Raw genomic sequence first — 22,866 nt, 5'->3', positions numbered from 1 at the left:
CGCCTCAGGCGGAAGTGTACCCGAAGGGCGGGCTCTCCCCCCGTCGTTTCTGTGAGCGTGCCTCGGCCGCCCAATTCCGCTCACGAAACCGGCGGCCGTGATCGTAGGATGCCGCCCGTGCGCCCGCCTTCTGCCTCCCCGCCACGCAGCGTCGCGTGGGCCCGCGCGCTCGCCTGCGCGCTCTTTGCGCTGGGTGCGCTGGGTGCGGCGTGCGCGTCGCCGGTGGCCGCTGGCCTGGACGACCCCGAGGCGAACCGCGTGGTCGTGGCGCTCGAGGCCCGCGCGGTGGGGGCGCGGAAGGAGCCCGACGGGGCCGGCGACGGGCGCTTCCGCGTGGTCGTCTCCGACTCCGAAGCGAGCGAGGCCCTCCGCATCCTCGCCGACGAGGGGCTCCCCCGCCCCCGCAACGCCTCGCTCGCCGACGTGGGCCGCGGCGCCCTCGTGCCGACGCTCTCCGCCGAGCGGGCGGCGTTGGCGGCCGGCCTCGCCGGCGAGCTCGAGAAGAGCCTGCTCCAGGTCGACGGGGTGCTCGCGGCCCGCGTGCACCTGAACCTCCCCTCCGACGGCCCGCTCCGCGAGAAGAAAGAGAAGGCCTCGGCCAGCGTGCTGCTCACCCACCGCGGCGCGACGAGCCCCCTCGCGGAGGCGCAGGTGAAGCGGCTCGTCGCCGCCGGAGCGCCCGAGCTCGCCCCCGACGACGTGGTCGTGGTGACCGTGCAGCGCCAGGCCTCTCCGAGCGCGACCGGCGGGGCGCTCGCGCACGTGGGCCCGCTGGCGGTCGCGGCCGGCTCGGCGGCGCCGCTCCGCCTCGTCCTCGCTGCGCTCGTGCTCCTCGTCGGCCTGCTCGCGGGCGCGACGCTGCTGCTCTACCTCAGGCTCTCTCGGCTCCAGGGGGCGAGGCCATGATCCGCATCCGCGGTCTGAACAAGAGCTTCCGCTCCGCCGGCGGGCACCTCGCGCACGTCGTGCGGGACCTCACGCTCACGGTGCCGGAGGGGTGCCTCTACGGGCTCATCGGGCCGGGCGCGGCCGGCAAGAGCGTGCTGCTCAAGCTCATCACGGGGCTCATCAAGGCCGACTCGGGCAGCATCGACGTCGCGGGCCAGGACGTCACCCAGCTCACCGAGCTCGACCTCCAGAAGCTGCGCCTCAAGTTCGGCATGCTCTTCCAGAACAACGCGCTCTTCGACCACCTCACGGTCGACGACAACATCGCGTTCCCCCTGCGGCGCCTCTACTCGCTCCCCGAAGCCGAGGTGCAAGCGCGGGTCGCCGAGCGCCTGTCGAGCGTGGCGCTCTCGGGGTTCGGCGCGCGGCTCCCTGGCGGGCTCTCGGGCGGCCAGAAGAAGCGCGTGGGCGTCGCCCGCGCCACAATCACGAACGCCGAGATCGTGCTCTACGACGAGCCCGCGGCCGGCCTCGACCCGGTCACCTCCCAGAAGATCTTCGAGCTTCTGCGCGAGGAGCAGCGGGCGCGCAACGCCACCGTCATCATGGTCTCGAGCGATCTCGATCGCCTGCTCACGGTCACCGACCGGGTGGGCATGATGTACAAGGGCGAGCTCATCTTCGACGGCACGACGACCGAGGCGAAGGCGAGCACCCAGCCGTACGTCCGGCAGTTCGTGCACGGCCTCACCGAGGGGCCGCTGTAGCGCCGCCGTCATGGCGCGGCATTCACGCACGGAGCACGAGCGCCCTGGCCCGGCGCGGCGACCGCAGCAGACGCTCGCGTTGCTCGTGTGCGTCGCGCTCGCCCTCGCGCTCGAGCGGAACCTGCGCACTTTTCCCTACGTCCCTCGGGAGCTCGAGCTCTTCGCGGTGGTGCTCGCCAAGGCGGCGGTGCTCGGGGCGGGCTTCGCCGGCGCGTGGGCGCTCGGGCACTCGCCGATCGACCTCGGCGTCCAGTGGCCTGCGGCGCGGGGACGACGTCTCATGGCGCTCGCCGTGCTCGCCGCCGTGGTGGGCGGGGTGGCCCTCGGGCAGCTCGACGCCGTGCGCGCGCAGTATCCACTCTACGAGCCCGCGCGGTCCTCGGCCGCGGCGCTGGCGCTCTCGACGTGTGTGTTCGCCGTGTACGCCTTCGCCTGGGAGCTCACGTTCCGCGGCGTACTGCTCTTCGGGGCCGCGCCGCTCCTCGGGCGGGCGAGCCTGGTCGCGCAGGCAGCCGTGTTCGCGTTGGCCCACCTCGGCAAGCCCACCATCGAGCTGGCCCTCGCCTTCCCCGGTGGGCTCGCGTTCGGCCTGCTCTCGCTGCGATCGCGCAGCGTCCTCGCGCCGTTCGCCGCGCACGTCGCGCTCGCCGTCACGGTGAACGTGGTGTGCATCGCGCCGAGGCTGCGCTGAGCCTCGCGGTCGCGCTCCCCGAGCTCTCCGCCCCCGCCGCGCTCTCGCTCGGTCCGGTCGAGGTGCACGCGTTCGGCGCCCTGATGACGCTCGCGTTCATCGTGTTCCACGTCGGCTTCGTGCGACGCTCGCGCCTGCCTCGCGGCGTCGGGGATCGCCTCGCGATCGCGACCGAGGGCGCTGCGCTGCTCGGGCTCTTCGTCGTGCTCCCCGCGCTCACCGGGGCCGCGGCCCGCGTGGGCGCGCAGGCCACCCTGAGCACTCTCGGCGCGGCGCCGTTCGGGGCGCTCGGCCTCCTCGGCGCGTGCCTCGCGACGCGCACGCCGATGCGCCCCGCGTTCGACCACGCGGCGCTCGCGTTCGCGCCGGCGCTGCTCGTCGCGCGGACCGGCTGCGCGCTCGCGCACGACCACCTGGGTCGCGCGTCCGAGGGACTGCTCGCCGTGCGCTTCGCCGACGGCGCGCGCTTCGACCTTGGCGCGCTCGAGTGGCTCGGCTTGGTCCCCCTGGTCGTCGCGGTGACCCTCGCGGGGCGGTGGCCGCAGGCGGTGCTCCGCCAACAGGGCGCGTCGGCGCTGCTCGTCGTCGTGTATTATGTTTGCTTGCGGCTCGCCCTCGCGGCGTTCGCGACCTGACGCGCTCGCCGGATCGGCACGCCCAGCGAACGGTTTGGGCGCGAAGCTGGCTACGCACGCGCGCGCGCTGGCACGTGCCTCTCGTCCGCGTTATGAACCGCGCGATGTCTGAAGAGTCGCCCCTCACGCTGACCGATCCGGCTGCCCCTCCCACCTACGGGGACGGCGCGTTCTCGCGCTGGTGCGACGGCGTACTGCACGACAAGCGCGACCAGGTGTTCATCCACCTCACGATCCGGATGCTGCTCCTCATGACCGCGATGATGGCGGGCCTCTACGCCACGCTCCGCTTCGGGCCGCTGCACGGCGCGCAGCAGCTCCTCCCCATCGCGGTGTACCTCGCCGTGTGGGGCTACTTCGTGTCGCCGGTCATCCTGATGCTCCACAACACGATGCATCGGCCGTTCCTCAAGAAGCACAAGTGGTTCGACCGGGCGCACCCGTTCATCATGTCGTTCTTCTTCGGCATCCCCACGGGGTACCGGGAACACCACATCGGCATGCACCACGCCGAAGACAACATGCGCGAGGACCTGTCGTCGACGATCCGCTTCCAGCGCGACAGCTTCCTCCACTTCCTCGTGTACTTCTCGCGCTTCTTCTTCCTCGCCTCGATCGAGCTGCCCACCTACCTCGCGCGGCACAAGAAGAAGGGCATGGCGAAGCGCGCGTTCCTCGGCGAGGTCGGGCAGCTCTCGGTGGCCGCTGCCGCCGTCGCGCTCGATTTTCGCTTTGGCCTCGTCGCGTTCGTCATCCCGGTCGTGATGTGTCGCTTCATGATGATGGTCGGCAACTGGGGTCAGCACGCCTTCATCAACGTGGCGCGGAAGAACAACGGGATCGCCAACTCGATCACCTGCATCAACTCCGTGTACAACGAGCGCTGCTTCAACGACGGCTACCACATCAGCCACCACCTCATGCCGGCGCGCCACTGGACCGAGCACCCCGCCGAGCTCCTGAAGAACCGCGCGAAGTACGCCGAGCAAGGCGCGATCGTGTTCCGAGGCATCGACTTCTTCCTGGTGTCGGTCCTGCTTTGGGCCGGCCGCTACGACGTGCTGTCGCGCAGGTACGTGCGGCTCGGCGCGCCCATGACCGACGCCGAGGTCGAGGCGCTCCTCCGCGAGCGCGTGAAGCCCGTGGCGCGCTGGGAGCTCGAGTCGATCGGCGCCGAGCAGACCGCGTAGACCCACGACCCGCGAGTCGCGAGGTGCGCGCCAGGGTGCGCCAGCTGCGAAGGCGAGGCACGTTCCGCCCGCAAACCCACGCGCTCACCCGATGGCACGGCGCTCGCTAGAGCGCGGGCCATGCACGCCAACCCATCGAGGCTCCTCCGTTTTTTCGCGCTCGCTTCGCTAGCCTCGCTCGGGGCCTGCTCGTCCAGCGCGTCGTCCCCCGTCGTGAGCGACAAGCACCTCGACGTGAGTCGATTTCAGAAGGTGTGCGTCGAAGGCATCGGTGACCTGAAGCCCGCCTTCCCCGTCGACTACCTCGCGATCGTCGCCTCCGGTGGCGGCGGGCCTACGCTGGAGCCCTCACCCGAGCTCATCGACGCCTCGCTCGACGCCGGGTCCTCCGACGCGGCCGCGCCCGACGCAGCGCGCCCGCCGGGCCCTTCGTACGGAAGCCGCCTCGCCTTCGCGGGCGTGCCCTGCGCCACCGCGACAAACCGGGAGGAGTGCGAGGCGAAGCTCTCCGCCGCGTCCGCCCCCCGCGGGATGACCGCGTGGTCGAGCAACGCCGGCTACTCGGGCGGCGCTCGCCCGCCGGAGCCCAGCTACGCGCACTACGTGTACACGCGCGGCGACGAGGTGCGCGCGATCACCACCCGGGAGGACCTCGTACCGTTCCTCGCGCCCATCGAGTCCGTCGCCGAGGCCGTGCACACGGGCGGCGGTCCGTACTCCTCCTCGTGCGTGAGCGTGCGGAACGATCCGGAGGGCCTCGCGTTCTTCGGGGTCTCCTGCGACACCTCGTCCGACTACCCCTTCGAGACCATCACCCTCGTGCTCCGGGACGGGAGCCAGCGCCAGCTCGAGCGCTCGCAGCCAACGGACGGGAGCGCCTCGTACTGCGCGCCCAAGCCCTGAGCGAGCGCCAGAGCTCGCACCTGCTGGCGACCACTGGCCTCGGCGCTTCGTCAGCCGCCTACCGCCGCGGCGGAGGAGCGGCCCTCTCGTCGGACAGCTCCTTGACCGCGCCCCCGAGGGGCATCGGGTTCTCCCAGAAGCGCGTCGACGAGCCCTGGCGCAGCACCGTGAGGCGGAGCAGGTCGACCTCGAACAGGGCCATCAGGCCGCCGCTGGCGCCGCCGTCGAGGCTCGGGCTCTGCGCGCCGAGCCCGAGCTGGAGGCCGAAAGGAGCGCCGAAGAGCGCGACGACCTGGAGCGGCACGCGGCCGTAGGCCCCGTCCTTGTAGGTGCGCAGCGCGAGACCGAGCTCGACCGCGAGCCCGAAGTCGCCGCGCGCAAAGCCGCCGGTCGACAGGCGCGGGGCGATGGCCAAGTCGGTGCCCTGCGAGAAGAACGTCGTCATGCGGAGGCCGAGCCCCACCGTGGCCCGCGCGGCCGGCGTGGTGCCGACACCGAACGCGAAGCTCATCGCCGGGCGGGTCTCGAGGTCCCCGCCAAGCTCCCCGTTTCGCTGAAAGGCCACGCCGCCTCCGCCCGAGAACCACGCCGACGGCTCGGCGTGGGCGGGCGCGCTCCAGCCGAGCGCGGCGAGCGCGGCCGAAGCGAGGACGGCGAAGGGAAGCGGCGATCTCATACGCCCGCGTCGATTACCACACGTCCGACCGCGAAGGGGTCGCGTTCCTCGACCGCGATCAGCGGTGGACGAAGCCCCGCACGCGATCGACGATGAGCGCGATCGAGCGCTCGTCGTAGAGCAGCGAGTTGTGGCCCTTGTCGCGGAAGCTCACCACCTCGCCCGTGGGGAACATCGCCGAAGTCTCGGGCACCACGACGCGATCGGCCTCGGCGACGAGCGAGAGGTGCGGCACGTCGTGATCGTGCGCGCCCGCGCGGAGCCGGTCGAGCACCTCGCTCTCCTGGTGCAAGTCGCGCCCGACCAGGTAGGGGAACAGCTTCGCGTGACGGGTGCCGAAGAAAGGGCTCGCGATGGAAATGGTCTGCGCCACCTTGCGGGCACCGTGCAGCTCCTGCACGTAGTAGCGCGCCACCACGCCGCCGAGCGAGTGCCCCACGAGGTGCACCCTCGCGCCGTGCGGCAAGTGAGCCATGAGGCGCACGAGCTTCTTCGCGATACGCGCCACGCCCTCGCCGGGCGCGTGCGAGAAGGTCGCGACCTTCGCGCCGGCCTCCTCGAGCGCTCGGCGCATCGGTCGGAAGACCCCGGCGCTGGCGAGGAATCCGTGGATGAGCACGACGACGTCGTCGCCCGTGCGGACGCCTTGAGGGAGGCTTGGCAGGAGGTCGAGCGGTGAGAGAACGACCTCGCGAAGCGTCGCAAGGGTCTCGGTGAGGTCCCCCCGGCGCGGTAGTAGGGCTCGCATCGGTGCGCTCCACAAAGCACGAAGCGTGCGAGGGCTCCAAGTTTTCCGCCTTGCGACGTGCGCGTGTGGGCAAGTAGGAGGTGACCTATGGACGAGGCCGACGACGTGCGAGGTGGCACACCTGAGCGCCCAGCCCACGCGATCCGCGTCGAGGTGAGCGACCGGGACATCGACGTGCTCGGTCACGCTAACAATGTCGCATACTTGCGCTGGGTGCAGGACGTGGCGGTCGCGCACTCCGACGCCGTGGGCCTCACCTTCGAGCGCTACCGTGAGCTCGGCGGCGTGTTCGTCGTGCGGCGCCACGAGATCGACTACCTGCGATCCGCGCTACACGGCGAGGTGCTCGAGGTGCGTACGTGGATTCCCAGATCGATGGCGGCGAAGGTCCTGCGGAAGACGGAGGTGCGGCGCCTCACCGGGGAGGTGCTCGTGCGCGCGGAGACCACCTGGGGCTACATCGACGTGCGCGCGCTCCGCCCCACGCGCATCCCCGACAGCGTGCGCGAGGCGTTCGGCATGCCGCGCACGCCGCGCGAGGCCCCCCCGACCACGGAGTCCCCCGGCGACTCGAGCGGCTAGCGACGCGCCGACAGGGGGGAGGGACGCGGTGATTTTAGGAGCTCGCGAGGAGCACCGAGACGTCCTCGTCCTCGGGAGCGCGGCCGTCGATGAAGTCCCGCACGAAGCGGTCTTTCGTGACGCGAAACTCGTCGGGCGTGCCGTGGAGGGCGACGCGACCCTGGTTCAGCATGACGAGGCGATTCGAGACGCTGAACGCCGTGCCCATGTCGTGCGTGACCACGATGCTCGTGAGCTTCAGCTGGCGCTGGATGCTCATGATGAGGTTGTTGATGCGCGCCGTGTTGATCGGATCGAGGCCCGTCGTGGGCTCGTCGTAGAGGATGACCTCCGGCTGAAGCGCGAGCGTGCGGGCCAAGCCGACGCGCTTGCGCATGCCGCCGCTGAGGTCGGACGGGCGCATGGCCTCGATGCCCGGGAGCCCCACCGCCTCCAGCGACCAGTCCACGCGCGCGGCGATGTCGCGCTCGGGCATCGTCGCCCAGTACTGCTCGCGCAGGCCGTACGCGACGTTGTCGCCGACGGACATCGAGTCGAAGAGGGCCGCGCCTTGGAACAGGTAGGCCACGCGGCGCCGCACGTCGAAGAGCTTGCGCTCGCTCATGCGCGTGATCTCTTCGCCGTCGAACGTGATGGTCCCGGAGTCGACCGAGATGAGCCCGATGAGCATTTTCAGGAGCACGCTCTTGCCCGTGCCGGAGGGCCCCATCACGGTGGTGGTCTCGCCTCGGCGAAACTCGAGATCGAGCCCTTTGTAGACCTCCTTCGGCCCGAACGCCTTCTTCACGTGGGAGAAGCGGATGAGCACGTCCCCCATGGCGGTCTTGACGTCGGGCTGCACGCACCAACTCTAGATGGGCGAGCGTGATTCTCGAACACGAAACGTGCCCCTCTCGGGCGGGGATCACAAGGCGTGGCGGGGGCGCGCTGGGAACGCGCGGGGCGGAGCGCACAGGTTGTCCACAGGCCGCGCGGGCGCGCGCGCGTGTCGCGACTTTCCCCCGGCGCCGCGTTTGGCTAGGGTGCCGCCTCCCACGTGTCCGACCCGGTCGAGTTTGAAGCAGGCGCCGCGACCTATTCGGTGAGCCTTCCGCAGTTCGAGGGCCCACTCGACCTCTTGCTCCATCTTTGCCAGAAGCATGAGCTGGACATCCTCGACATCCCCATGGGGTTCATCACGAAGAAGTACCTCGAGTACCTCGACGTGATGACGCACATGCAGCTCGACGTCGCGTCCGAGTACCTGCTGATGGCCGCGACGCTCACGCACATCAAGTCGAAGATGCTGCTGCCGCTGCCACCGCCCGGGCAAGAGGACGACGCATCCGAGGAGGAGGAAGAGGACCCCCGCGAGGCCCTCATCCGGCGGCTGCTCGAGTACCAGAAGTACAAGCTCGCGGCCGCCCAGCTCGAGGCGCAGGGCATCGCGGCGCAGAACGTGTTCCTGCGCGGCGCGCCCCCGGAGCCCGCGTTGGGTGAGCCCGCGCTGCCGCCGCTGGCCGAGATCCCGCTGTTCCGACTCATCGAGGCTTTTCAGGGCGTCCTCGCGAAGAGCAAGGTCAAGATCGGGCACGACATCGTCGCCGACCGCATCAGCATCACCGACCGCATCCACGAGCTGCTCGCGATCCTGGAGACGCGCCGCCAGGTGGTATTCGAAGAGCTGTTCGAAGGCCTGGTGAGCAAGTTCGACCTCGTGATCACCTTCCTCGCGCTGCTGGAGATGACCCGACTGCGCATGACGCGGCTCTTCCAGACCGACGCCAGCTCCCCGCTGTACGTCGAGTACCGCGCGGCAGCGGGCGATCCGCTGCCCGAGGGGCTCGAGGCGCCCAGCACCGCCTCCCCTCCCCCGACAGCGCACGCGGCCGCACCCACGGAGGCGGCGATCGCGACGAGCGCGACGGCAGAGTCGCCTGTGGACGCACACGCGCCCGCCGAAGCGGGAGAGGCCGTCGCGGAAGACGCGGTCGAACCCGTGGCCACCGAAGAGCCCGCCGCGAAAGACGCGAAGCCCGCGCCTGGGCCCAGCGCGGAGGACACCGAGCCCGCGCTTGAGCGCAGCGCGGAGGTCGCCGGCGAGCCCCTGGCGACGGAAGAGCCCCCGCCCGTGGCCCCCCCCCCAGGAGAGCCCGACTCAGAGCCCGCCACGCGCGCCGATGTCGCGGCAGCGGAGGACGCCGGCCTTCCGGAAGGCGACAAAAACGACAATAATCACGATGGAGAAGCGGCGATCTTCGGTGACCCGCGGCCGCCGCTCGCGGGCGACGACGACGACAAGACCGACGACGACAAGACCGACGACGAGACCGACAGAAGGCGCACCCCGTGACCAGTCGCAAGAAGAAGCAGGCCACCGCCGCGCGAAAGAAGACGGCCCCGCGCTCCGAGAGCGCCGCTGCCCCGCCGGACGCCGCGCCCGCCGCGGTCGAGACCGCGAGCGCGCCAGACCTCGGCGGCGAGGCGGAGGCGACCGCGCCGGCGAAGGCCCGTGACGAGGCCAACGGCGAACCGGGCGGGGACGACGAGGACGGCGCCGACGCCCCCGCGACCCACCACGCCGCGTCCGACGCGGACGGGCCGCCTGGGGTGCACGGCGACGACGCCGAACCAAGCGAAAGCGCCCCCGCCGCGCAGGACGCGGCCCAGGACGACGAAGACGGCGAGTGGCCCGAGACCCCCGACTCAGTCGTACCCCCGGCGCCGGCGGGCCCCGACGACGGCCCCGACGAGGTCGTGACGTCCCTCGCCGGGTTCCGCTGGCCCGACGACGTCGACGTCACGGTGAACCTCACCGGCGGCCTGCCCGCCCTCTACGAGCGCGACGATCTCGCCGAGGGCGGCGCCCACGACGTCGTCATCATCGACAGTGGCGCCACCGGCGAGACCGAGGACGTCACCGAGACCCACCTGCGCGGCCTGGTGGAGGCGCTCGTGTTTGCCTCCGACTCGCCGGTGCGGCCCGCCGAGCTCGCCCGACGCGCCGAGAGCACGACGAAGGAGATCCGCCGGGTCCTCGCGAGCCTCCGCGCGACGTACCTCGGTCGTGGGATCCAGCTCGACGAGGTCGGCGGCGCGTGGGTGTTCCGCACGAACCCGGTGTACGCCCCGTTCGTGCGCGAGCTCACGGGTCAGAAGCCCGTGAAGCTCACCCGCGCGCAAATCGAGACCCTGTCGATCCTCGCCTACCGGCAGCCGATCACGAGGCCCGAGATCGACGACATCCGCGGCGTCGACTCCGGCCCGGTCCTGAAGATGCTTCTCGAGCGCGATCTCATTAAAATTCTTGGTAAAAAGGACGAACCGGGGCGCCCCATCCTGTACGGCACGACCCCCCAGTTCCTCGAGTTCTTCGGCATCGCCTCGCTGAAAGATCTCCCGACGCTGCGCGAGTTCACGGAGCTCAACGACGACTCCAAGCGCGTCATCGAGCGCGAGCTCGGTGAGCCCTACGAGGAGCCCGCGCCGGAGGGCGAGACGCTCGCGCCGGAGGAAGACCCCGCCTCGCCGAGCGAAGACCTCGGTCTGCCGGAGGAGGGCACAACCGCCCCGGCCGACGAGCTCGTGGGGGACACGCGCGTCGACGAGGCGCTCGCGGAGCTCGAGCGCGCGTCGCTCGCGACCGAGGCCGATCCCGAGGAGAGCGCGCTCGGCGACGCCCTCGCTGCCGCGGCGGGCGCGGCGGGCGCGGCGGGCGCGGCGGGCGACGACGACGCGCCAGACGTCCTCGGCGGCGACGACGACGACGCAGACGACGACGGCTTCGACCTCGGGGACGAGGAGCCCGAGGCCGGCGACGTCGGCGAGGGTCCGGGCGACGACGACGACGCCGCCTGAGCGAGGCGCTCCGGCGCCTCTCAGTCGTCGGCGGGATCGGCGTAGCCAGCGGCGAGCTTCAGCGCCTCGTCGCGCAGCCTCTTGTGGGCCGCGAGCTTGCGCACGAGCCCCCAGAAGCCGGGGTCGGCCAGGGTCTTCATCGCGTCCGGCCCCTTGGACTTGCGCGGGATCGACGAGGGTCCCTTCGCCCGCAGGGTCTCCATCTGCTCGACGAACGCCTTGGTGGGGAAGAGCTCGCCTCGCTCCCACGCCATCACGATGGACTGCTCGATCGCGAGCGCGGCGGCGAGCTCCTTCGCGGTGCACGCGAGCTCCTTGCGGAGGGCCTTGAGGTCTTCGGGCTGCAAGCGGGTGCTCCTTCGGGGCCACGCGCGCGAGCGATTCGCGACAGAGGCCTGCCGGTGCGCTATCCTAGTTCATCTGGCCGCGACCCAGCGGCTCTTCGCTCCTCTTGCGGCTCCGGCCGCGCTTTGGAAACCGCCTTGCGCCTCCTCTGCTGCTTTCGTAAGCGCGCCGTCCTGGCGTTCGGCGCCGTCACACTGTCGGCGAGCGCGGCCGCCGTCGTGGCGTGCGGAAGGTCCGGCGATCCAGCCACGATCATCCTCCAGCCCGACACGGGCGCGACGCCCCTCCCACGCGACGGGTCGCTCGTGCCGACGGAAGCAGGGGCGCGGCTCGGCACGCTCCGGGTGGTCCATGCGGCGGTCGGGCTGCCGGCGCTCGACTTCTGCACGCGCACCGGCCCACAGGACCTCTACGCGGGCCCGTTCCTCGGCGGGGGGCGCTCACGAGATGGCGGGATCGCCGCCGAGGCGGGCGACGGCGACGCGGGCGACGCGCAGGCCTCCGACGCGAGTGACGCGCGCGACGCGACGGCGAACGGGCCCGACGGCGCGGCCGTCGGAGTGAGCTTCCTGACCGCCTCGCAATACGTGTCGGTCGAGGGCTCCGGCACGGTCGAGATCGCGATGGTCGCGGCGGGCTCGGGCTCCTGCGCCCAGCCGCTCGCCGTGGGCACGATCACGCTCGAGCCAGGAAAGCTGAAGACCGCGGTCGTGCACCTCACGGGCCCCCTCTCTCCGGACGCTGGCAACGCCGACTCCGGCACCGCGACCGCCGACGCAGGCCCGACCGACGCCGGCGCCGACGCGGGTCGCGCGGCGGCCGGCGTAGCGGCCTTCGACGACGCCCCCGACGTGTTCCCTAACCGCGCGACCTTGCGGCTCATTTACGCGTCCGCCGGGGTCAAGCCGCTCACCGCGACGCTGTACGCGACGCGGACCACCACGCTCGGCACGCTCGCGCCCCTCTCGGCGCTGCGGGCCGAGTCCGACGCCGCGCCCGTGGACACCCTCGGCTACGCGTCCGTCGACCCTGGACCGCCGCCAACCACGCTAGGCCTCCGCGACGAGGGCGCACCGAGCCCGTCGCTGAGCGCGCAGGCCGACCTCGGGCTCACGGGTGGATCGCTCCACACCGCGTTCGTCGTGCGCGATGGGGACAAGAGCGCGATCCTCTACTGCAACGACGTGAACACGGTGGGGCCCCGCACGCAGTGCTTCGTGCTCGCGTTCCCGTGAGCCGCAGCGTTGGCGGCGCGCGCACCGGCGGGCGTGCGCGCGCGCGTGAGTTGCGCTAGGGAGGCCGCGTGAGCATGCCTGCCCCGTCCGCCGCGACCGCCGCGACCGCGCCCCCGTCGTTCGACGCCGTCTTCGCGTCGAAGCCCGTGATCCTCGCGCCCATGGAGGACATCACGGACGACGTATTTCGGCGCCTCTGCCGCACCGTAGGCGCCGACGTGTGCGTCACCGAGTTCGTCAACGTCGAGGGCTTGCTGCGCGGCTGCCGCAACGCCAAGCGCAAGATCCACCTCTCCGCGGACGACCAGCTCACCGCGATCCAAATTTACGGCTCCGACCCGATCCGCCTCGCGGAGGCCGCGCGCATCGCCGCCGACGCGCGCCCGTTCTACCTCGACGTCAACTGCGGCTGCTGGGTGCCCAAGATCGCAGGCCGGGGAGCCGGCGCCGGTTGGCTCCGCGATCCCGCCGCGATGGTCGAGATGGCCGCGATGGTGGTGCGCAGCGTGGACGTGCCGGTGACGGTGAAGACTCGCATCGGCTACGGCCCCGAGTCGCACATGCCGATCGTCGATTTGGCCAAGCGGCTCGAGGACGTCGGCGTGCGCGCACTCACGGTGCACTGCCGCACCGCGCAGATGGGCCACTCCGGCCCCGCCGACTGGTCGTGGGCGCGGCGTGCACGTGAGCAGGTGGGCATCCCCGTGATCGTGAACGGCGACGTGCGCTCCGGAGAGGACGCCGAGCGCGCCCTGGCCGAGACCGGCTGCGCCGGCGTCATGGTCGGTCGCCGGGCGATCGAGCACCCCTGGGTCTTCCGCGAAGCGTACGCGGTGCTACGAGGCGGCGCGGCGATCGCGCAGCCCACGCCGGGCGAGCGCCTCGCCCTCTGCCGAGCCCACCTCATGGCGAACGTGGCCGAGCGCGGCGCGCCCTTCGGCGTGAGGTGCACGCGTCGGCACCTCTCCGGGTACCTCCACGGCCTGCCCGGGGCATCGCGCCTCCGTCAGGAGCTGAACCTCTGCGACTCGCTCGAGGGGTGCCTCGCCATCCTCGACGGCGCCCGCTCGGCCGCCGCGTAGAACGCGTCGCGCGCGGCGATCAGGCGCCGCACGCGACCGCGAGGCGCTCGCCCCGCAAGCGCGTGAACGTCACGCGCTCTGCAGCGCCGAGGGCCGTGAGGAAACGAACGCCGGCCGCGCGCAGGCGGGGCGCCTCGTCGCGCTCGTAGGTCGCGAGCGCGTCGCGCGAAGAGAACATGTAAAGCACACGCACCTCGAGCGGCACCTCGTCGGAGACGAGCACCTCGCCCGAGCCGGCCCCTGCAGCGCACACCTCGGGGACGTGCGTATTGCAGAGCCACGCGACGTACGGGTCGCGATCCGCGGGGTCGGCGAGGAGGCACCGAACCTCGTAGAAGATCTCGCGGTTCGGGGGCGCCGTCATGCAGGCTGTATCGCGCCGCGCGGCCTAACGGGCAAGTGAAAGCGGGCGAAACGTACGCGGCGCTTGGGTGGGCGCTCACGCCGCCCTTATCCTGCGCGCATGGCCGTCAGGACTGCCGGGCGAACACCGCCACCGCCGCGACACGCGACGCCCGACGCGCGAACGGTGGGCGTCGAGCTCGTGTGGGACGAGGCGCACGCGACCCGGGTGCTCGGCGACCTCGTGCTCGGCGCCCGACGCTCCCTCTTTCTCTCCACCGCGAACGCGAAAGACGTCCGCGTCCCCGCGCCCGTGGGCACGCGCGACCGCGCGCGGGGCAGGTACGTCTCGCTCCTCGGCCTCCTCGCCGAGCGCGTCCGCGACGGCCTCGAGCTACGCTTTCTGCACGCCGGCGCGCTCTCGCGACCATTCCGCGCGTCGCTCGCGCGGTGGCCCGCGCTCGGGCGTTGCCTGCGCTCGTGTCCCCGCGTTCACCTGAAGATGATCGCCAAGGACGGCGAGCGCCTCTACCTCGGCAGCGCGAACTTCACCGGTGCGGGCCTCGGCGAACGCGGCGACGAGCGACGCAACTTCGAGCTCGGCCTGGTCACCTCCGACGACGTGCTGCTCGACGCGGCGCAGGCGCGGTTCGACCGCATCTGGCGCGGGGCCGAGTGCGGCGCTTGCAAGCTGCGTGGCGAGTGCCCCGACCCCATCGATCTCCTCGTGGAACGAGCCGCCTCGCCCACGAAGCCCTCGCCCACGAAGGCCACGCCCACGAAGGCCTCCCCCGCGAATACCCCGCCTACGAAGGCGAAAGCCACGGTGCGCTCGAGCCGTCGACCGACCCACGCCTGACGCGGAGAACGCGGAGAACGCGGAGAACGCGGAGAACACGACCGCGAGACCGCGCGCGCGCGTACACTCGGCGCCATGCACGAGCCCCCCGACTACCGCACGGCCCCGTCCTCTACGATGCCGCTCATCGTCACCACGGGCCCCAACATCGAGGGCCACCGCATCACCGCTTACCTCGGCGTCACGCGCGGCATCGTCGTGCGCAGCGTGAGCTTCGGCCAGGGGTTCGTCGGCGCCTTCAAGCAGCTCGGCGGGGGCAACATCGAGGAGTACGTGCAGGTGTGTGACACCGCGCGCCAAGACGCGTACCGCATGATGGTCACGCACGCCGAGGCGATCGGCGCGCACGCGATCATCGGCATGCGCTACGACGCGACCGAGTTCTCGCAGGGCGCGACCGAGGTGCTGGCGTACGGCACCGCGGTGCGCATCGAGGCGCTCTGACCCGCGCGGCTCAGCTCCAGCGTTTCTGCCCTGCCTTCAGGCCGGGGAGCCTCGGGGAGCGAGCGCGGCCTTCAGTCGCTCCGCGAGCTTCGGGCCCGTGCCCGCGTCCTCGTGCTTGAAGAACACGTACGCGTCGGTCCACGACGCGCCCCGCAAGCGCTCCGCCCACGCGGCGAGATCGCTGTCGGTGTATTCTACACGTCGCAGGCGCAGATACCCTACAGGCGCGGTCTCGACGAACGGCGCCGCCTTGCGCGGGTTGACGTCGTCGACGATGCAGAGCGTCGCCGCATGCTCGCGGAGCAACGCGAACGTGTCGTCGGAGAACCACGAGGCGTCGCCGAACTCGACCACGACGGGCGCGGGTCGCGGCAGCGCCTCGAGGAACGCGCCGAGGAGCGCGAGGTCCTTCTTCATGTGCTGCGGCAGCTGGAAGAGTAGCGGCCCGAGGCGCGCGTCGAGCGAGGCGGCGACGGCGCAGAAGCGATCGACCGAGTCTTGAACGTCGACGAGCCGCCGGTGGTGGGTGATGCGCTGGGGCGCCTTCAGCACGAACGTGAAGTCGGGCGGCACCTCGGCGGCCCAGCCCTCCAGCAGCTCGGGCTTGGGCATGCGGTAGAAGGTCGCGTTGATCTCCACTGTGGAGAACCGCTCCGCGTAGTACGAGAGCATCTTCTTCTGCGGCAACTTCTCGGGGTAGAACGTGCCCTTCCACTCCGCGTACGAGAACCCGCTCGTGCCCACCCGAATGCCCATCCGCGAAGTCTACGTGAACCCACCGTCGCCGCGCGCGTCATCCGGCAGCCGGGCTGCCGAGGGGGCCCGGTGAGGCCATTCTCCGCGCGCTCCACGCACGACCTGACGGAGAACGAGCTCACGCGCGCGCTCGCGAGGGCGCGGGCCCGCGGTCCGGTGCTCGACCTCACGGCGTCGAACCCCACCACCGTGGGGCTCCCGTGCCTCTCGGAGCGCGGCCGCGCAGCCCTCGCGGCGCCGAGCGTGGCGACGTACGAGCCGCTGCCGTTCGGGCTGCCCGACGCGCGCGCAGCGATCGCCGCGAGCTACGCCTCGCTCGGCGCCCAGGTCACCCCGGCTCGCGTCGTCTGCACGGCGAGCACCAGCGAGGCGTACTCGTGGCTCTTCGGTCTCCTCGCGGATCCGGGCGACGAGGTGCTCGTGCCGCAGCCGAGCTACCCGCTCTTCGCCTACCTCGCGCGCCACCAGTCGGTCGTCCCCGTCCCCTACCCGCTCCGCTACGACGGCGCCTGGCACATCGACCTCCCCGAGCTTCGCGCGCGCGTGGGGCCGCGGACGCGCGCCGTCGTGCTGGTGTCGCCGAACAACCCCACGGGCTCCTATACGAAGCGTCACGAGCTCGAGGCGCTCCTCGACCTCGACGTGCCGCTCGTGAGCGACGAGGTGTTCGCGCGCTACCCTCTGCTCGAGGCGCGAGGTCGCGTCGACACCGTCGCAGGCGTGCAGCGAGGGCTCGTGTTCGCGCTCTCAGGCCTCTCCAAGGAGGCGGCGCTGCCGCAGCTGAAGCTCGGGTGGCTCGTGGCGGCGGGCGCGCCGGATCGCGTCGACGAGGCGCTCGCGCGCCTCGAAATCACCGCCGACACGTTCCTCTCGGTGGGCGCGCCGGTACAGGCGGCGGCGCCGACGCTGCTCGAGGAGGCCGGCGCGGCGCGCGGGGCGATCCTCGATCGCCTCCGAGAGAACCTCGCCGCGCTGGACGTTGCCCTCGGATCCACCTCCCCGCTGACGCGCCTGCGCGTCGAGGGCGGCTGGTATGTGACGGTGCGGCTGCCGCGCGTGCCGCGTGGTGAGGCGGCGCGCTCGCGCGAAGGTGAGGTGTCGGGACCTCACCTCGGGCACGAACCGGAGCGTCTCGACGAGGACTTCGCGCTCGAGCTCCTCGAGCGCGACGGCGTCTACGTCCACCCCGGGTCGTTCTTCGAGCTCGACGGCGCGCACGTCGTCCTCAGCTTGCTCACGGAACCAGCACAATTTCGCGCGGGGACGCTCGCGCTCCGGCAGCGCGCCGACGCCGCGCTGGCGTGACCGGTCACCGTGCTTGCCAGGGCCGCCGGTTCCACGAATAATCTCGCCCACATGTCCTTCCCCCGGCTACGCGCATCGCTCGCCGACGATCGGGCGGCCGCGCGCGTCCTCGAGCGCGCGCTTCGGCACGAACGCGGGATCGTGCCCCTCACCAGCGCGGTGGAGCACTCGGGGACCCACGTCCTAGAGATCGCCTTCAGCGGCGGCAAGGTCGTGGAGGTGCTGGTGGAGCCGATGGGGCCCGGCGGCCCGGACGGCCAGCCGATGGACCTGCGCCCGTCCAGCCAGACGCAAATGGCCGAAATCTTTGCGCTCATCGAGCGACTCGACGCGCCGATGCGGCTCGGCGCGTACTCGAGCGTGCCCGCCCGCCCGACGAGCGCGCCGCCAAAGCCTCTCGCCGCCACGGCCGCCAGCGAGATCGCCGCGGCGGGCACGGGCCCCTCGCCCGCTCGCCGGCCTGGCGCGTACGTGCTCGTCGCGGGCGAGCCCGAGCCCGAGCCTGAGCCCGAGCCCGAACCGCCCCAGCCGGAACCCCACTCGGCGGACGACGACGAGCCCACGCTCCTTCGCCAAGCCGCGAGCCGCGCGGAGACCCTCGCGCCGCCTCCGGAGGACACGCCGGAAGAGATCCCTTCGTCCTCGCGCCTACGCTCCACAGGGCCCGAGGCCTTCTCCGCCACACTGATGCCTTCAGACCTCGATCTGTCGGGCAACCCGGGCGACTCGTACGGACCGCCGCCGTCGTCGTCGGTGCCCGCGCGCCGCATCAGCCTGCCCGCCGCGCCGATCTCGTCGAGCTCGCTCCCCATTGCGGAGCGCTCGCCCGACAGCGAGTCGGGCCTCATCGGGCGCGTCATCGGTGGGAAATACGAGATCGTCAGTTCCATCGGCCGCGGGGCCTCCGCCGAGGTCTTCCGCGCCGAGCACGTCACGCTCAAGCGGCCCGTCGCCGTGAAGATCCTCCACCAGGAGAACCAGGGCTCCGATCAGTTCGTGAAGCGCTTCAAGGCCGAGGGCCGCACGCTGAGCCGCCTCGAGCACCAGAACATCGCCCGCGTGATTGACTTCGGCGAGGACCCGGGCGGGCTGCTCTACCTGGTGATGGAGATGATCACCGGCAAGAGCCTGGAGTTCCTGATTTGGGCGGGGGGCACCCTCCCGGTCCCGAAGGTCCTCGACGTCGCGATGCAGGCGTGCAGCGCGCTCGCCTTCGCACACGACGAGGGCATCGTGCACCGCGACGTGAAGCCTGAGAACATCCTCCTCGTGCCGCACAAGGATGACGACGGTGACCCCTGCGACATCGTGAAGGTGTGCGACTTCGGCCTCGCCAAGCTCCAAGATCCCGACGCGGAGAGCGCCGAGCTCACCATGCGCGGCGCGGTCTGCGGCTCGCCCGCGTACATGTCGCCCGAGCAGATCCGCGGTGAGCCGCTCGACGCGCGCACGGACATCTACTCGCTCGCGGTCACGCTGTACGAAGCGCTGACGGGGAAATACCCGCACGACGCGATCGGGCTCACCGACCTGTTCGCGAAGAAGCTCATGGCCGATCCGACCCCGCTGCGCGCGCACCTCCCCGACATCGACCCGGGGCTCGAGGCCACGATCATGCGCGCCATGTCGCGCGAGCCGGAGGACCGGCAGCCGGACGCTCGCGCCCTCCGCAAGGAGCTGCGCGCCGCGCTGAAGTCGAAGAAGAACGACTAGAGCGCCGAACCGCTTGATTCGATCGGCTTTTCGCCGATTTACGTCGCCGTACTTCGTTGCTCCTCCTCGCCTAGCAGTAGGACTCGTCGTCACGCCTCGCACGGCTCGCAACTCGGCGAAAATCCTCGGTCATCAAGCGGTTCGGCGCTCTAGTCCCCTGGAAGCGTGATCCCTTCCAGAAGTCGCGCGGCTCGGCCTTTCGCCACAAGGGAGCGAGGGGGTGTCCCGTTTTCGGCGGCGGTGGGAGGATACTCATGTTCGAGGGTCGGCGTTCTCGCGCGGTCACACCCGAAACCACTGTCCCCTGAGCGCAAAGCCGCCTCCAACGCGCGGAACGACGTCCGAGTTGAGGACGGGCCCGCCGCCGCCGCGCGTGGCGCTCGCGCGAGACGGGCTCACCACCGCGCCCACGCGGCGGTTCCCGTGAAGGACGAGGCGATGCCATCGCTTCCTGGGCGCGAGCGACTCGGTCCGTCGGGTCTACTTCGTGAGATCGACGAACCACTTGGCCGTGGCGACGCTCTTGAAGTCGGGGTCCTTCGGCGCGCGCGCCTTCACCTTGGGCCCGCCGACGGCGATGGCGAGCTTGAGCGCCTTCTCGGCGTTGACCGCGTCGTTCGTGAGCGCGTACGCGCAGGCGAGGTTGTACGGGGGGAGCGCCGCCGACGGGTTGGCCCACGTCGCCTTGAGGAAGAGGTCGCGCGAGCCGGCGTAGTCCTTCTTCTGGTGATGGCGGAAGCCCGTGTCGTTGTAGATGAGGCTCGCCAGCCGGCCGAGGGGGAGGCGCACGATCGACACCTCGTTGCACCACTCCATGCAGAAGAAGTGACCGATGAAGGCGAGCTCGGAGCGATCGGGAGAAGCCAGAATGCCGTTCCAGCTGCCGCTGTATTGCAGGTCGGGGGTGGGCGGCTTGACGCTGACCGTGACGGAGAACACGGGGTCCTCGGCGCCCACTCGGCCGCCGATGCGCAGACCGTTGTCCGAGCTGACCTCGACCGTGAGGTCCCTCGCGAACGCCCATGGCGTGACCACCGCCGGCGGGAGCACCCCCATCCCCTTGGCGACGTGCGTCGGCGAGCCGCCCTTCAGCGCCGTGATCTTCTCCGCGAACGCGGGACCGACGACGCCTTTGTCGGGGTCGACGCCGACGATCTTCGTGGGGCCGGTGGCGGCCGCGAAGTAGCAGCGATCGCCGAGCTCCGTGCCCTTGGGCGGGCCGTCGCCGTAGCCTGCGCCCATGTGGCCGCACGCGATGACCTCCGCGCCGTCCTTCGAATAGCCGAACACCGTGGCAGGATCGTCCATACCGCTGCCGATAGGCGCCGGATACCCCTTCATCACGAGGGGGCCGGGGGGCCCGAAGTCGACCGTGGGGAGCCCGACGCTCGCCGGCGTGACCGTGGGCGCGGGCGCGGGCGCGCCGCCGTCGGGATCGCTCGCTCCGGCCACGGCGACGACGCTGGGCGCGTTGGCGAACACCTTTCGCGGGCCGGAGTGCGTCGGGCGGGCGGGCCCCGGTTCGACGACGCTCGCAGCCGCCTTCGCCGACGCGCCCGTGGACGCCGCGCCAACGCTGGCGCTGCTCGCTGCTGGACTCGCCTCGGGCTTGGTGTCCTTGCAGTGGACGAGCGGGATCGTGAGGGCGGCGAGCGCTACGAGCATCAACGACGAGGGCGCGTGGGGCATCGAGCTATCCTCTCATGGTGGGAGGCACGCGAGCGTGCCTCAATCTGCGATGACGAGCGAGCACAACCCCTACGCCCCGCCAGCGAGCACGATTCCACCGCGGCCCGCGCCATCCTCGATGGGCCCGGGTCCGCTCCCACGCGTCGAAGACGACGCCCTCGTCGTGCACGAGGAGAGCCCGCTGCCGAGGCGCTGCGCCAAGTGCGGCGAGAAGGGCGACGCGAAGCCGACCGTGCGCGAGTTTCAGCACGTGCCGTGGTGGGGGCACCTGCTCGTCGGCGGCTTCGCCGTGCTCGTCTTCCGTCGCGTCGCGCGCATCCCGCTGCCGCTCTGTGGCGCGTGCACCGATCGCTGGACCGAGCACCAGCGCGCGTTCGGGCGCGCAATACTCGCCATGGTGGCCGTGGCCGTCGTGCCGTTCGTGTTCTTCCTCGGCGCCGAGGAGGACGCGCGCGGCCCGCTCGGGCTCCTCACGATGCTGGGGCTCGCCGGCATCTTGGTGGGGGGAACGCTCCTCCGGCGCGCCCGCCTCGACCCGTTCATCGTGCGGTCGAAGGTGGTGCGCGACCGGGCCGCGTGGCTCACCGGGCTCCACCCGACGTTCGTCGCGCGCGCGACCCGCTCTCCGCGTGGGCCCCGCGCGGCCGCGCCGGCGAACCGCGAGGAGTCGCCCGCCGACGAGCTCACCCGACGATGAATTTCATCAAATATTCTATAGACTTGCCGTAGGGGGGGCGCATGAGTCCGGTCGCGTTGAGGCGCGCCTGGTGGAAGACCGGCTTCTTCTTCGTGAAGGCGTCGAAGCCCTCCTTGCCGTGGTAGTGGCCCATGCCGCTCGGACCGACGCCGCCGAACGGCATGTCGTCCTGGGCGATGTGCAACATCGTGTCGTTGATCGTGACGCCTCCGGAGACGGTCTCGGCGAGGACGCGGTTCACCGCGTCGGTGTCGTGATCGAAGTAGTAGAGCGCGAGCGGCCGCGGGTGATCGTTCACATAGGCGATCGCCTCGTCGAGGCCCTCGTACGGCACGATGGGCAGGAGCGGCCCGAAGATCTCCTCCTGGAGGATCGCCGACGACTCCTTCGCGTCGAGCACCAGCGTCGGCTCGAGCTTGCGGGTGCCGTCGAACGACTCGTTGCCGGGGTTGATGGGCACGAGGCGCGCGCCGCCCTCCTTCGCGTCGGTGAGGTAGCCCTGGAGGCGGGCCTTCTGCCGGTCGTTCACGATGGCGGTGTAGTCGGCGTTGGCGACGAGCGTGGGGTACATGCGCGCGACCGCCGCCTTGCACTCGGCGACGAACGGCTCGAGGTCCTTCCGCGGCACGAGGACGTAGTCCGGCGCGATGCAGGTCTGGCCCGAGTTGAAGAGCTTCCCGCCCATGATGCGCTCGGCCGCGGTGGCGAGGGAGAAGTCACGCCCGATGATCGCCGGCGATTTGCCCCCGAGCTCGAGGGTGAGCGGGACGAGGTTCTCGGCCGCCGCGCGCATGACGGCCTTGCCCACGCGCGTGGAGCCGGTGAACACGAGGTGGTCGAACGGCAGCGACGAGAACTCGGTCGCGACGTCGACGCCGCCCAGGTGACACGTGACGTGGTCCGCGGCGAACGTGTCCTTCACGAGCTTCGCGATGAGCTCGCTGGTCTCGGGGACGAGCTCGGAGGGCTTCAGCATCGCGCGGTTGCCTGCCGCGAGCGCAGCGACGAGCGGCGCGAACACGAGCTGCACGGGGTAGTTCCACGGCGCGATGATGCCGACGACGCCGAGCGGCTGGTTCTGCACCTCCGCGCGGCCGGGGAGGAAGGTCCACGCCACCTCGCGGGGCTCGATCTCCATCCACTCGTGGAGGCGCTCCTTTGCGTAGTCGAGGCCGGTGATCGTGACGAAGATCTCGGCGACGAGGCTCTCGACGCGTGAGCGGCCGCCGAAGTCGGCGGAGATGGCGCGCGCGATCTCTTCCTTCCGAGAGACCAGCGCCTTGCGGAGCGCGTCGAGGTGCGCGATGCGCTTCTCGTAGCTCGGCGCGCCTTGTTTGCGCTGCGCCGCCTTCAGCGTCGCGAGCGTGGCGGACAAGCTCGACCGCGCCCCCGACACGGGGCCGTCGTCGGTAGGGGCGGGCGCCTTGGTGACGTTCTCGGGGGTGGGTTCCTGGGCAAGCGACATGGCGGTCTCCCTCGGTT

At 71.4% G+C, this 22,866-nt stretch carries 23 protein-coding genes and 1 pseudogene; 16 read left to right on the top strand and 8 right to left on the bottom strand.

Features of this window, described 5'->3' with window-relative positions:
* Window positions 1-117 precede the first annotated feature (117 nt).
* The 6 genes from IPQ09_10920 to IPQ09_10895 all read left to right on the top strand — a co-directional run bounded on the left by IPQ09_10920 (window position 118) and on the right by IPQ09_10895 (window position 5,074).
* The gene (locus IPQ09_10920; protein ID MBL0194715.1) at window positions 118-906 is read left to right on the top strand and encodes a hypothetical protein; all 789 of its coding nucleotides are present in this window, start codon (window positions 118-120) and stop codon (window positions 904-906) included.
* A complete protein-coding gene (locus tag IPQ09_10915; protein ID MBL0194714.1) occupies window positions 903-1,655 on the top strand; it encodes an ATP-binding cassette domain-containing protein in 753 nt (250 codons plus the stop codon). The genes IPQ09_10920 and IPQ09_10915 overlap by 4 nt, the downstream gene beginning before the upstream one ends.
* Window positions 1,656-1,665: 10 nt before the next feature.
* Entirely contained in the window at window positions 1,666-2,346 is a 681-nt protein-coding gene (locus tag IPQ09_10910; GenBank protein ID MBL0194713.1) for a CPBP family intramembrane metalloprotease, read from the top strand.
* Entirely contained in the window at window positions 2,322-2,981 is a 660-nt protein-coding gene (locus IPQ09_10905) for a hypothetical protein (GenBank protein ID MBL0194712.1), read from the top strand. The genes IPQ09_10910 and IPQ09_10905 overlap by 25 nt, the downstream gene beginning before the upstream one ends.
* Before the next feature lie 104 nt (window positions 2,982-3,085).
* Entirely contained in the window at window positions 3,086-4,171 is a 1,086-nt protein-coding gene (locus tag IPQ09_10900; GenBank protein MBL0194711.1) for a fatty acid desaturase, read from the top strand.
* 120 nt (window positions 4,172-4,291) lie between these two features.
* Window positions 4,292-5,074: a hypothetical protein gene (locus IPQ09_10895; protein ID MBL0194710.1), complete on the top strand. Its 783-nt coding sequence runs from the start codon at window positions 4,292-4,294 to the stop codon at window positions 5,072-5,074.
* 58 nt (window positions 5,075-5,132) lie between these two features.
* Here the strand turns inward: IPQ09_10895 and IPQ09_10890 are convergent, their stop codons facing one another.
* Together IPQ09_10890 and IPQ09_10885 are read right to left on the bottom strand one after the other, a co-directional pair.
* Window positions 5,133-5,750 carry a hypothetical protein gene (locus tag IPQ09_10890; protein ID MBL0194709.1) on the bottom strand — a complete coding sequence of 206 codons (618 nt, stop codon included), beginning with the start codon at window positions 5,748-5,750 and terminating at the stop codon, window positions 5,133-5,135.
* Window positions 5,751-5,808: 58 nt separating this feature from the next.
* A complete protein-coding gene (locus tag IPQ09_10885; GenBank protein MBL0194708.1) occupies window positions 5,809-6,498 on the bottom strand; it encodes an alpha/beta fold hydrolase in 690 nt (229 codons plus the stop codon).
* An 87-nt stretch (window positions 6,499-6,585) separates the two neighbouring features.
* On the opposite strand from IPQ09_10885, the gene IPQ09_10880 reads away from it, so the two are divergent.
* Complete coding sequence (locus IPQ09_10880; protein ID MBL0194707.1) at window positions 6,586-7,080, top strand: acyl-CoA thioesterase; 495 nt, start codon at window positions 6,586-6,588, stop codon at window positions 7,078-7,080.
* Window positions 7,081-7,114: 34 nt separating this feature from the next.
* Here the strand turns inward: IPQ09_10880 and IPQ09_10875 are convergent, their stop codons facing one another.
* On the bottom strand, window positions 7,115-7,897 hold the full coding sequence (locus IPQ09_10875; protein ID MBL0194706.1) for an ATP-binding cassette domain-containing protein: 783 nt from the start codon (window positions 7,895-7,897) through the stop codon (window positions 7,115-7,117).
* Window positions 7,898-8,116: 219 nt separating this feature from the next.
* Here IPQ09_10875 and IPQ09_10870 point away from each other — a divergent pair, with 219 nt between their 5' ends.
* On the top strand, window positions 8,117-9,412 hold the full coding sequence (locus IPQ09_10870) for a segregation/condensation protein A (protein ID MBL0194705.1): 1,296 nt from the start codon (window positions 8,117-8,119) through the stop codon (window positions 9,410-9,412).
* A gap of 404 nt (window positions 9,413-9,816) precedes the next feature.
* Window positions 9,817-10,518 (top strand): annotated as a pseudogene (scpB, locus tag IPQ09_10865) (SMC-Scp complex subunit ScpB).
* 419 nt (window positions 10,519-10,937) lie between these two features.
* On the opposite strand, the gene IPQ09_10860 reads toward scpB, so the two are convergent.
* Window positions 10,938-11,264 (bottom strand): XRE family transcriptional regulator, encoded by a 327-nt coding sequence (locus IPQ09_10860; GenBank protein MBL0194704.1) that lies wholly within the window; start codon window positions 11,262-11,264, stop codon window positions 10,938-10,940.
* Between the two features lie 135 nt (window positions 11,265-11,399).
* On the opposite strand from IPQ09_10860, the gene IPQ09_10855 reads away from it, so the two are divergent.
* A complete protein-coding gene (locus IPQ09_10855; GenBank protein MBL0194703.1) occupies window positions 11,400-12,497 on the top strand; it encodes a hypothetical protein in 1,098 nt (365 codons plus the stop codon).
* A 74-nt stretch (window positions 12,498-12,571) separates the two neighbouring features.
* The gene (locus IPQ09_10850) at window positions 12,572-13,579 is read left to right on the top strand and encodes a tRNA-dihydrouridine synthase (GenBank protein MBL0194702.1); all 1,008 of its coding nucleotides are present in this window, start codon (window positions 12,572-12,574) and stop codon (window positions 13,577-13,579) included.
* Between the two features lie 19 nt (window positions 13,580-13,598).
* Here the strand turns inward: IPQ09_10850 and IPQ09_10845 are convergent, their stop codons facing one another.
* Window positions 13,599-13,943 (bottom strand): DUF4286 domain-containing protein, encoded by a 345-nt coding sequence (locus IPQ09_10845; protein MBL0194701.1) that lies wholly within the window; start codon window positions 13,941-13,943, stop codon window positions 13,599-13,601.
* A gap of 99 nt (window positions 13,944-14,042) precedes the next feature.
* Here IPQ09_10845 and IPQ09_10840 point away from each other — a divergent pair, with 99 nt between their 5' ends.
* Complete coding sequence (locus IPQ09_10840; protein MBL0194700.1) at window positions 14,043-14,780, top strand: phospholipase; 738 nt, start codon at window positions 14,043-14,045, stop codon at window positions 14,778-14,780.
* A gap of 117 nt (window positions 14,781-14,897) precedes the next feature.
* Window positions 14,898-15,224 (top strand): YbjQ family protein, encoded by a 327-nt coding sequence (locus tag IPQ09_10835; GenBank protein ID MBL0194699.1) that lies wholly within the window; start codon window positions 14,898-14,900, stop codon window positions 15,222-15,224.
* A gap of 36 nt (window positions 15,225-15,260) precedes the next feature.
* Here the strand turns inward: IPQ09_10835 and IPQ09_10830 are convergent, their stop codons facing one another.
* On the bottom strand, window positions 15,261-15,980 hold the full coding sequence (locus IPQ09_10830) for a DUF72 domain-containing protein (protein MBL0194698.1): 720 nt from the start codon (window positions 15,978-15,980) through the stop codon (window positions 15,261-15,263).
* Window positions 15,981-16,049: 69 nt separating this feature from the next.
* Between IPQ09_10830 and IPQ09_10825 the strand changes: the two genes are divergently transcribed.
* Window positions 16,050-17,285, top strand: coding sequence for a pyridoxal phosphate-dependent aminotransferase (locus IPQ09_10825; GenBank protein MBL0194697.1), 1,236 nt, complete (start codon window positions 16,050-16,052; stop codon window positions 17,283-17,285).
* Between the two features lie 51 nt (window positions 17,286-17,336).
* Window positions 17,337-18,998: a serine/threonine protein kinase gene (locus tag IPQ09_10820; protein ID MBL0194696.1), complete on the top strand. Its 1,662-nt coding sequence runs from the start codon at window positions 17,337-17,339 to the stop codon at window positions 18,996-18,998.
* 480 nt (window positions 18,999-19,478) lie between these two features.
* Here the strand turns inward: IPQ09_10820 and IPQ09_10815 are convergent, their stop codons facing one another.
* Window positions 19,479-20,687, bottom strand: coding sequence for a hypothetical protein (locus tag IPQ09_10815; protein ID MBL0194695.1), 1,209 nt, complete (start codon window positions 20,685-20,687; stop codon window positions 19,479-19,481).
* 34 nt (window positions 20,688-20,721) lie between these two features.
* Between IPQ09_10815 and IPQ09_10810 the strand changes: the two genes are divergently transcribed.
* Entirely contained in the window at window positions 20,722-21,384 is a 663-nt protein-coding gene (locus tag IPQ09_10810; GenBank protein ID MBL0194694.1) for a hypothetical protein, read from the top strand.
* On the opposite strand, the gene IPQ09_10805 is transcribed toward IPQ09_10810, so the two are convergent.
* The gene (locus tag IPQ09_10805) at window positions 21,371-22,849 is read right to left on the bottom strand and encodes a coniferyl aldehyde dehydrogenase (GenBank protein ID MBL0194693.1); all 1,479 of its coding nucleotides are present in this window, start codon (window positions 22,847-22,849) and stop codon (window positions 21,371-21,373) included. The two genes, IPQ09_10810 and IPQ09_10805, sit on opposite strands and share 14 nt — an antisense overlap.
* Window positions 22,850-22,866: the final 17 nt, after the last annotated feature.

It is taken from the genome of Myxococcales bacterium, from assembly GCA_016720545.1.
Classification (GTDB): domain Bacteria; phylum Myxococcota_A; class Polyangia; order Polyangiales; family Polyangiaceae; genus JAAFHV01.
Note: the sequence above shows the minus strand (reverse complement) of the source record. Positions and strands in the feature narration are given on the sequence as shown.

What these genes read in the sequence shown, in the direction of transcription:
- IPQ09_10830 (MBL0194698.1), bottom strand. Translation starts at nt 15,980, where the DNA reads ATGGGCATTCGGGTGGGCACGAGCGGGTTCTCGTACGCGGAGTGGAAG.
- IPQ09_10875 (MBL0194706.1), bottom strand. Translation starts at nt 7,897, where the DNA reads ATGGGGGACGTGCTCATCCGCTTCTCCCACGTGAAGAAGGCGTTCGGG.
- IPQ09_10900 (MBL0194711.1), top strand. Translation starts at nt 3,086, where the DNA reads ATGTCTGAAGAGTCGCCCCTCACGCTGACCGATCCGGCTGCCCCTCCC.
- IPQ09_10805 (MBL0194693.1), bottom strand. Translation starts at nt 22,849, where the DNA reads ATGTCGCTTGCCCAGGAACCCACCCCCGAGAACGTCACCAAGGCGCCC.
- IPQ09_10880 (MBL0194707.1), top strand. Translation starts at nt 6,586, where the DNA reads ATGGACGAGGCCGACGACGTGCGAGGTGGCACACCTGAGCGCCCAGCC.
- IPQ09_10910 (MBL0194713.1), top strand. Translation starts at nt 1,666, where the DNA reads ATGGCGCGGCATTCACGCACGGAGCACGAGCGCCCTGGCCCGGCGCGG.
- IPQ09_10885 (MBL0194708.1), bottom strand. Translation starts at nt 6,498, where the DNA reads ATGCGAGCCCTACTACCGCGCCGGGGGGACCTCACCGAGACCCTTGCG.
- IPQ09_10915 (MBL0194714.1), top strand. Translation starts at nt 903, where the DNA reads ATGATCCGCATCCGCGGTCTGAACAAGAGCTTCCGCTCCGCCGGCGGG.
- IPQ09_10835 (MBL0194699.1), top strand. Translation starts at nt 14,898, where the DNA reads ATGCCGCTCATCGTCACCACGGGCCCCAACATCGAGGGCCACCGCATC.
- IPQ09_10845 (MBL0194701.1), bottom strand. Translation starts at nt 13,943, where the DNA reads ATGACGGCGCCCCCGAACCGCGAGATCTTCTACGAGGTTCGGTGCCTC.
- IPQ09_10840 (MBL0194700.1), top strand. Translation starts at nt 14,043, where the DNA reads ATGGCCGTCAGGACTGCCGGGCGAACACCGCCACCGCCGCGACACGCG.
- IPQ09_10895 (MBL0194710.1), top strand. Translation starts at nt 4,292, where the DNA reads ATGCACGCCAACCCATCGAGGCTCCTCCGTTTTTTCGCGCTCGCTTCG.
- IPQ09_10820 (MBL0194696.1), top strand. Translation starts at nt 17,337, where the DNA reads ATGTCCTTCCCCCGGCTACGCGCATCGCTCGCCGACGATCGGGCGGCC.
- IPQ09_10815 (MBL0194695.1), bottom strand. Translation starts at nt 20,687, where the DNA reads ATGCCCCACGCGCCCTCGTCGTTGATGCTCGTAGCGCTCGCCGCCCTC.
- IPQ09_10850 (MBL0194702.1), top strand. Translation starts at nt 12,572, where the DNA reads ATGCCTGCCCCGTCCGCCGCGACCGCCGCGACCGCGCCCCCGTCGTTC.
- IPQ09_10890 (MBL0194709.1), bottom strand. Translation starts at nt 5,750, where the DNA reads ATGAGATCGCCGCTTCCCTTCGCCGTCCTCGCTTCGGCCGCGCTCGCC.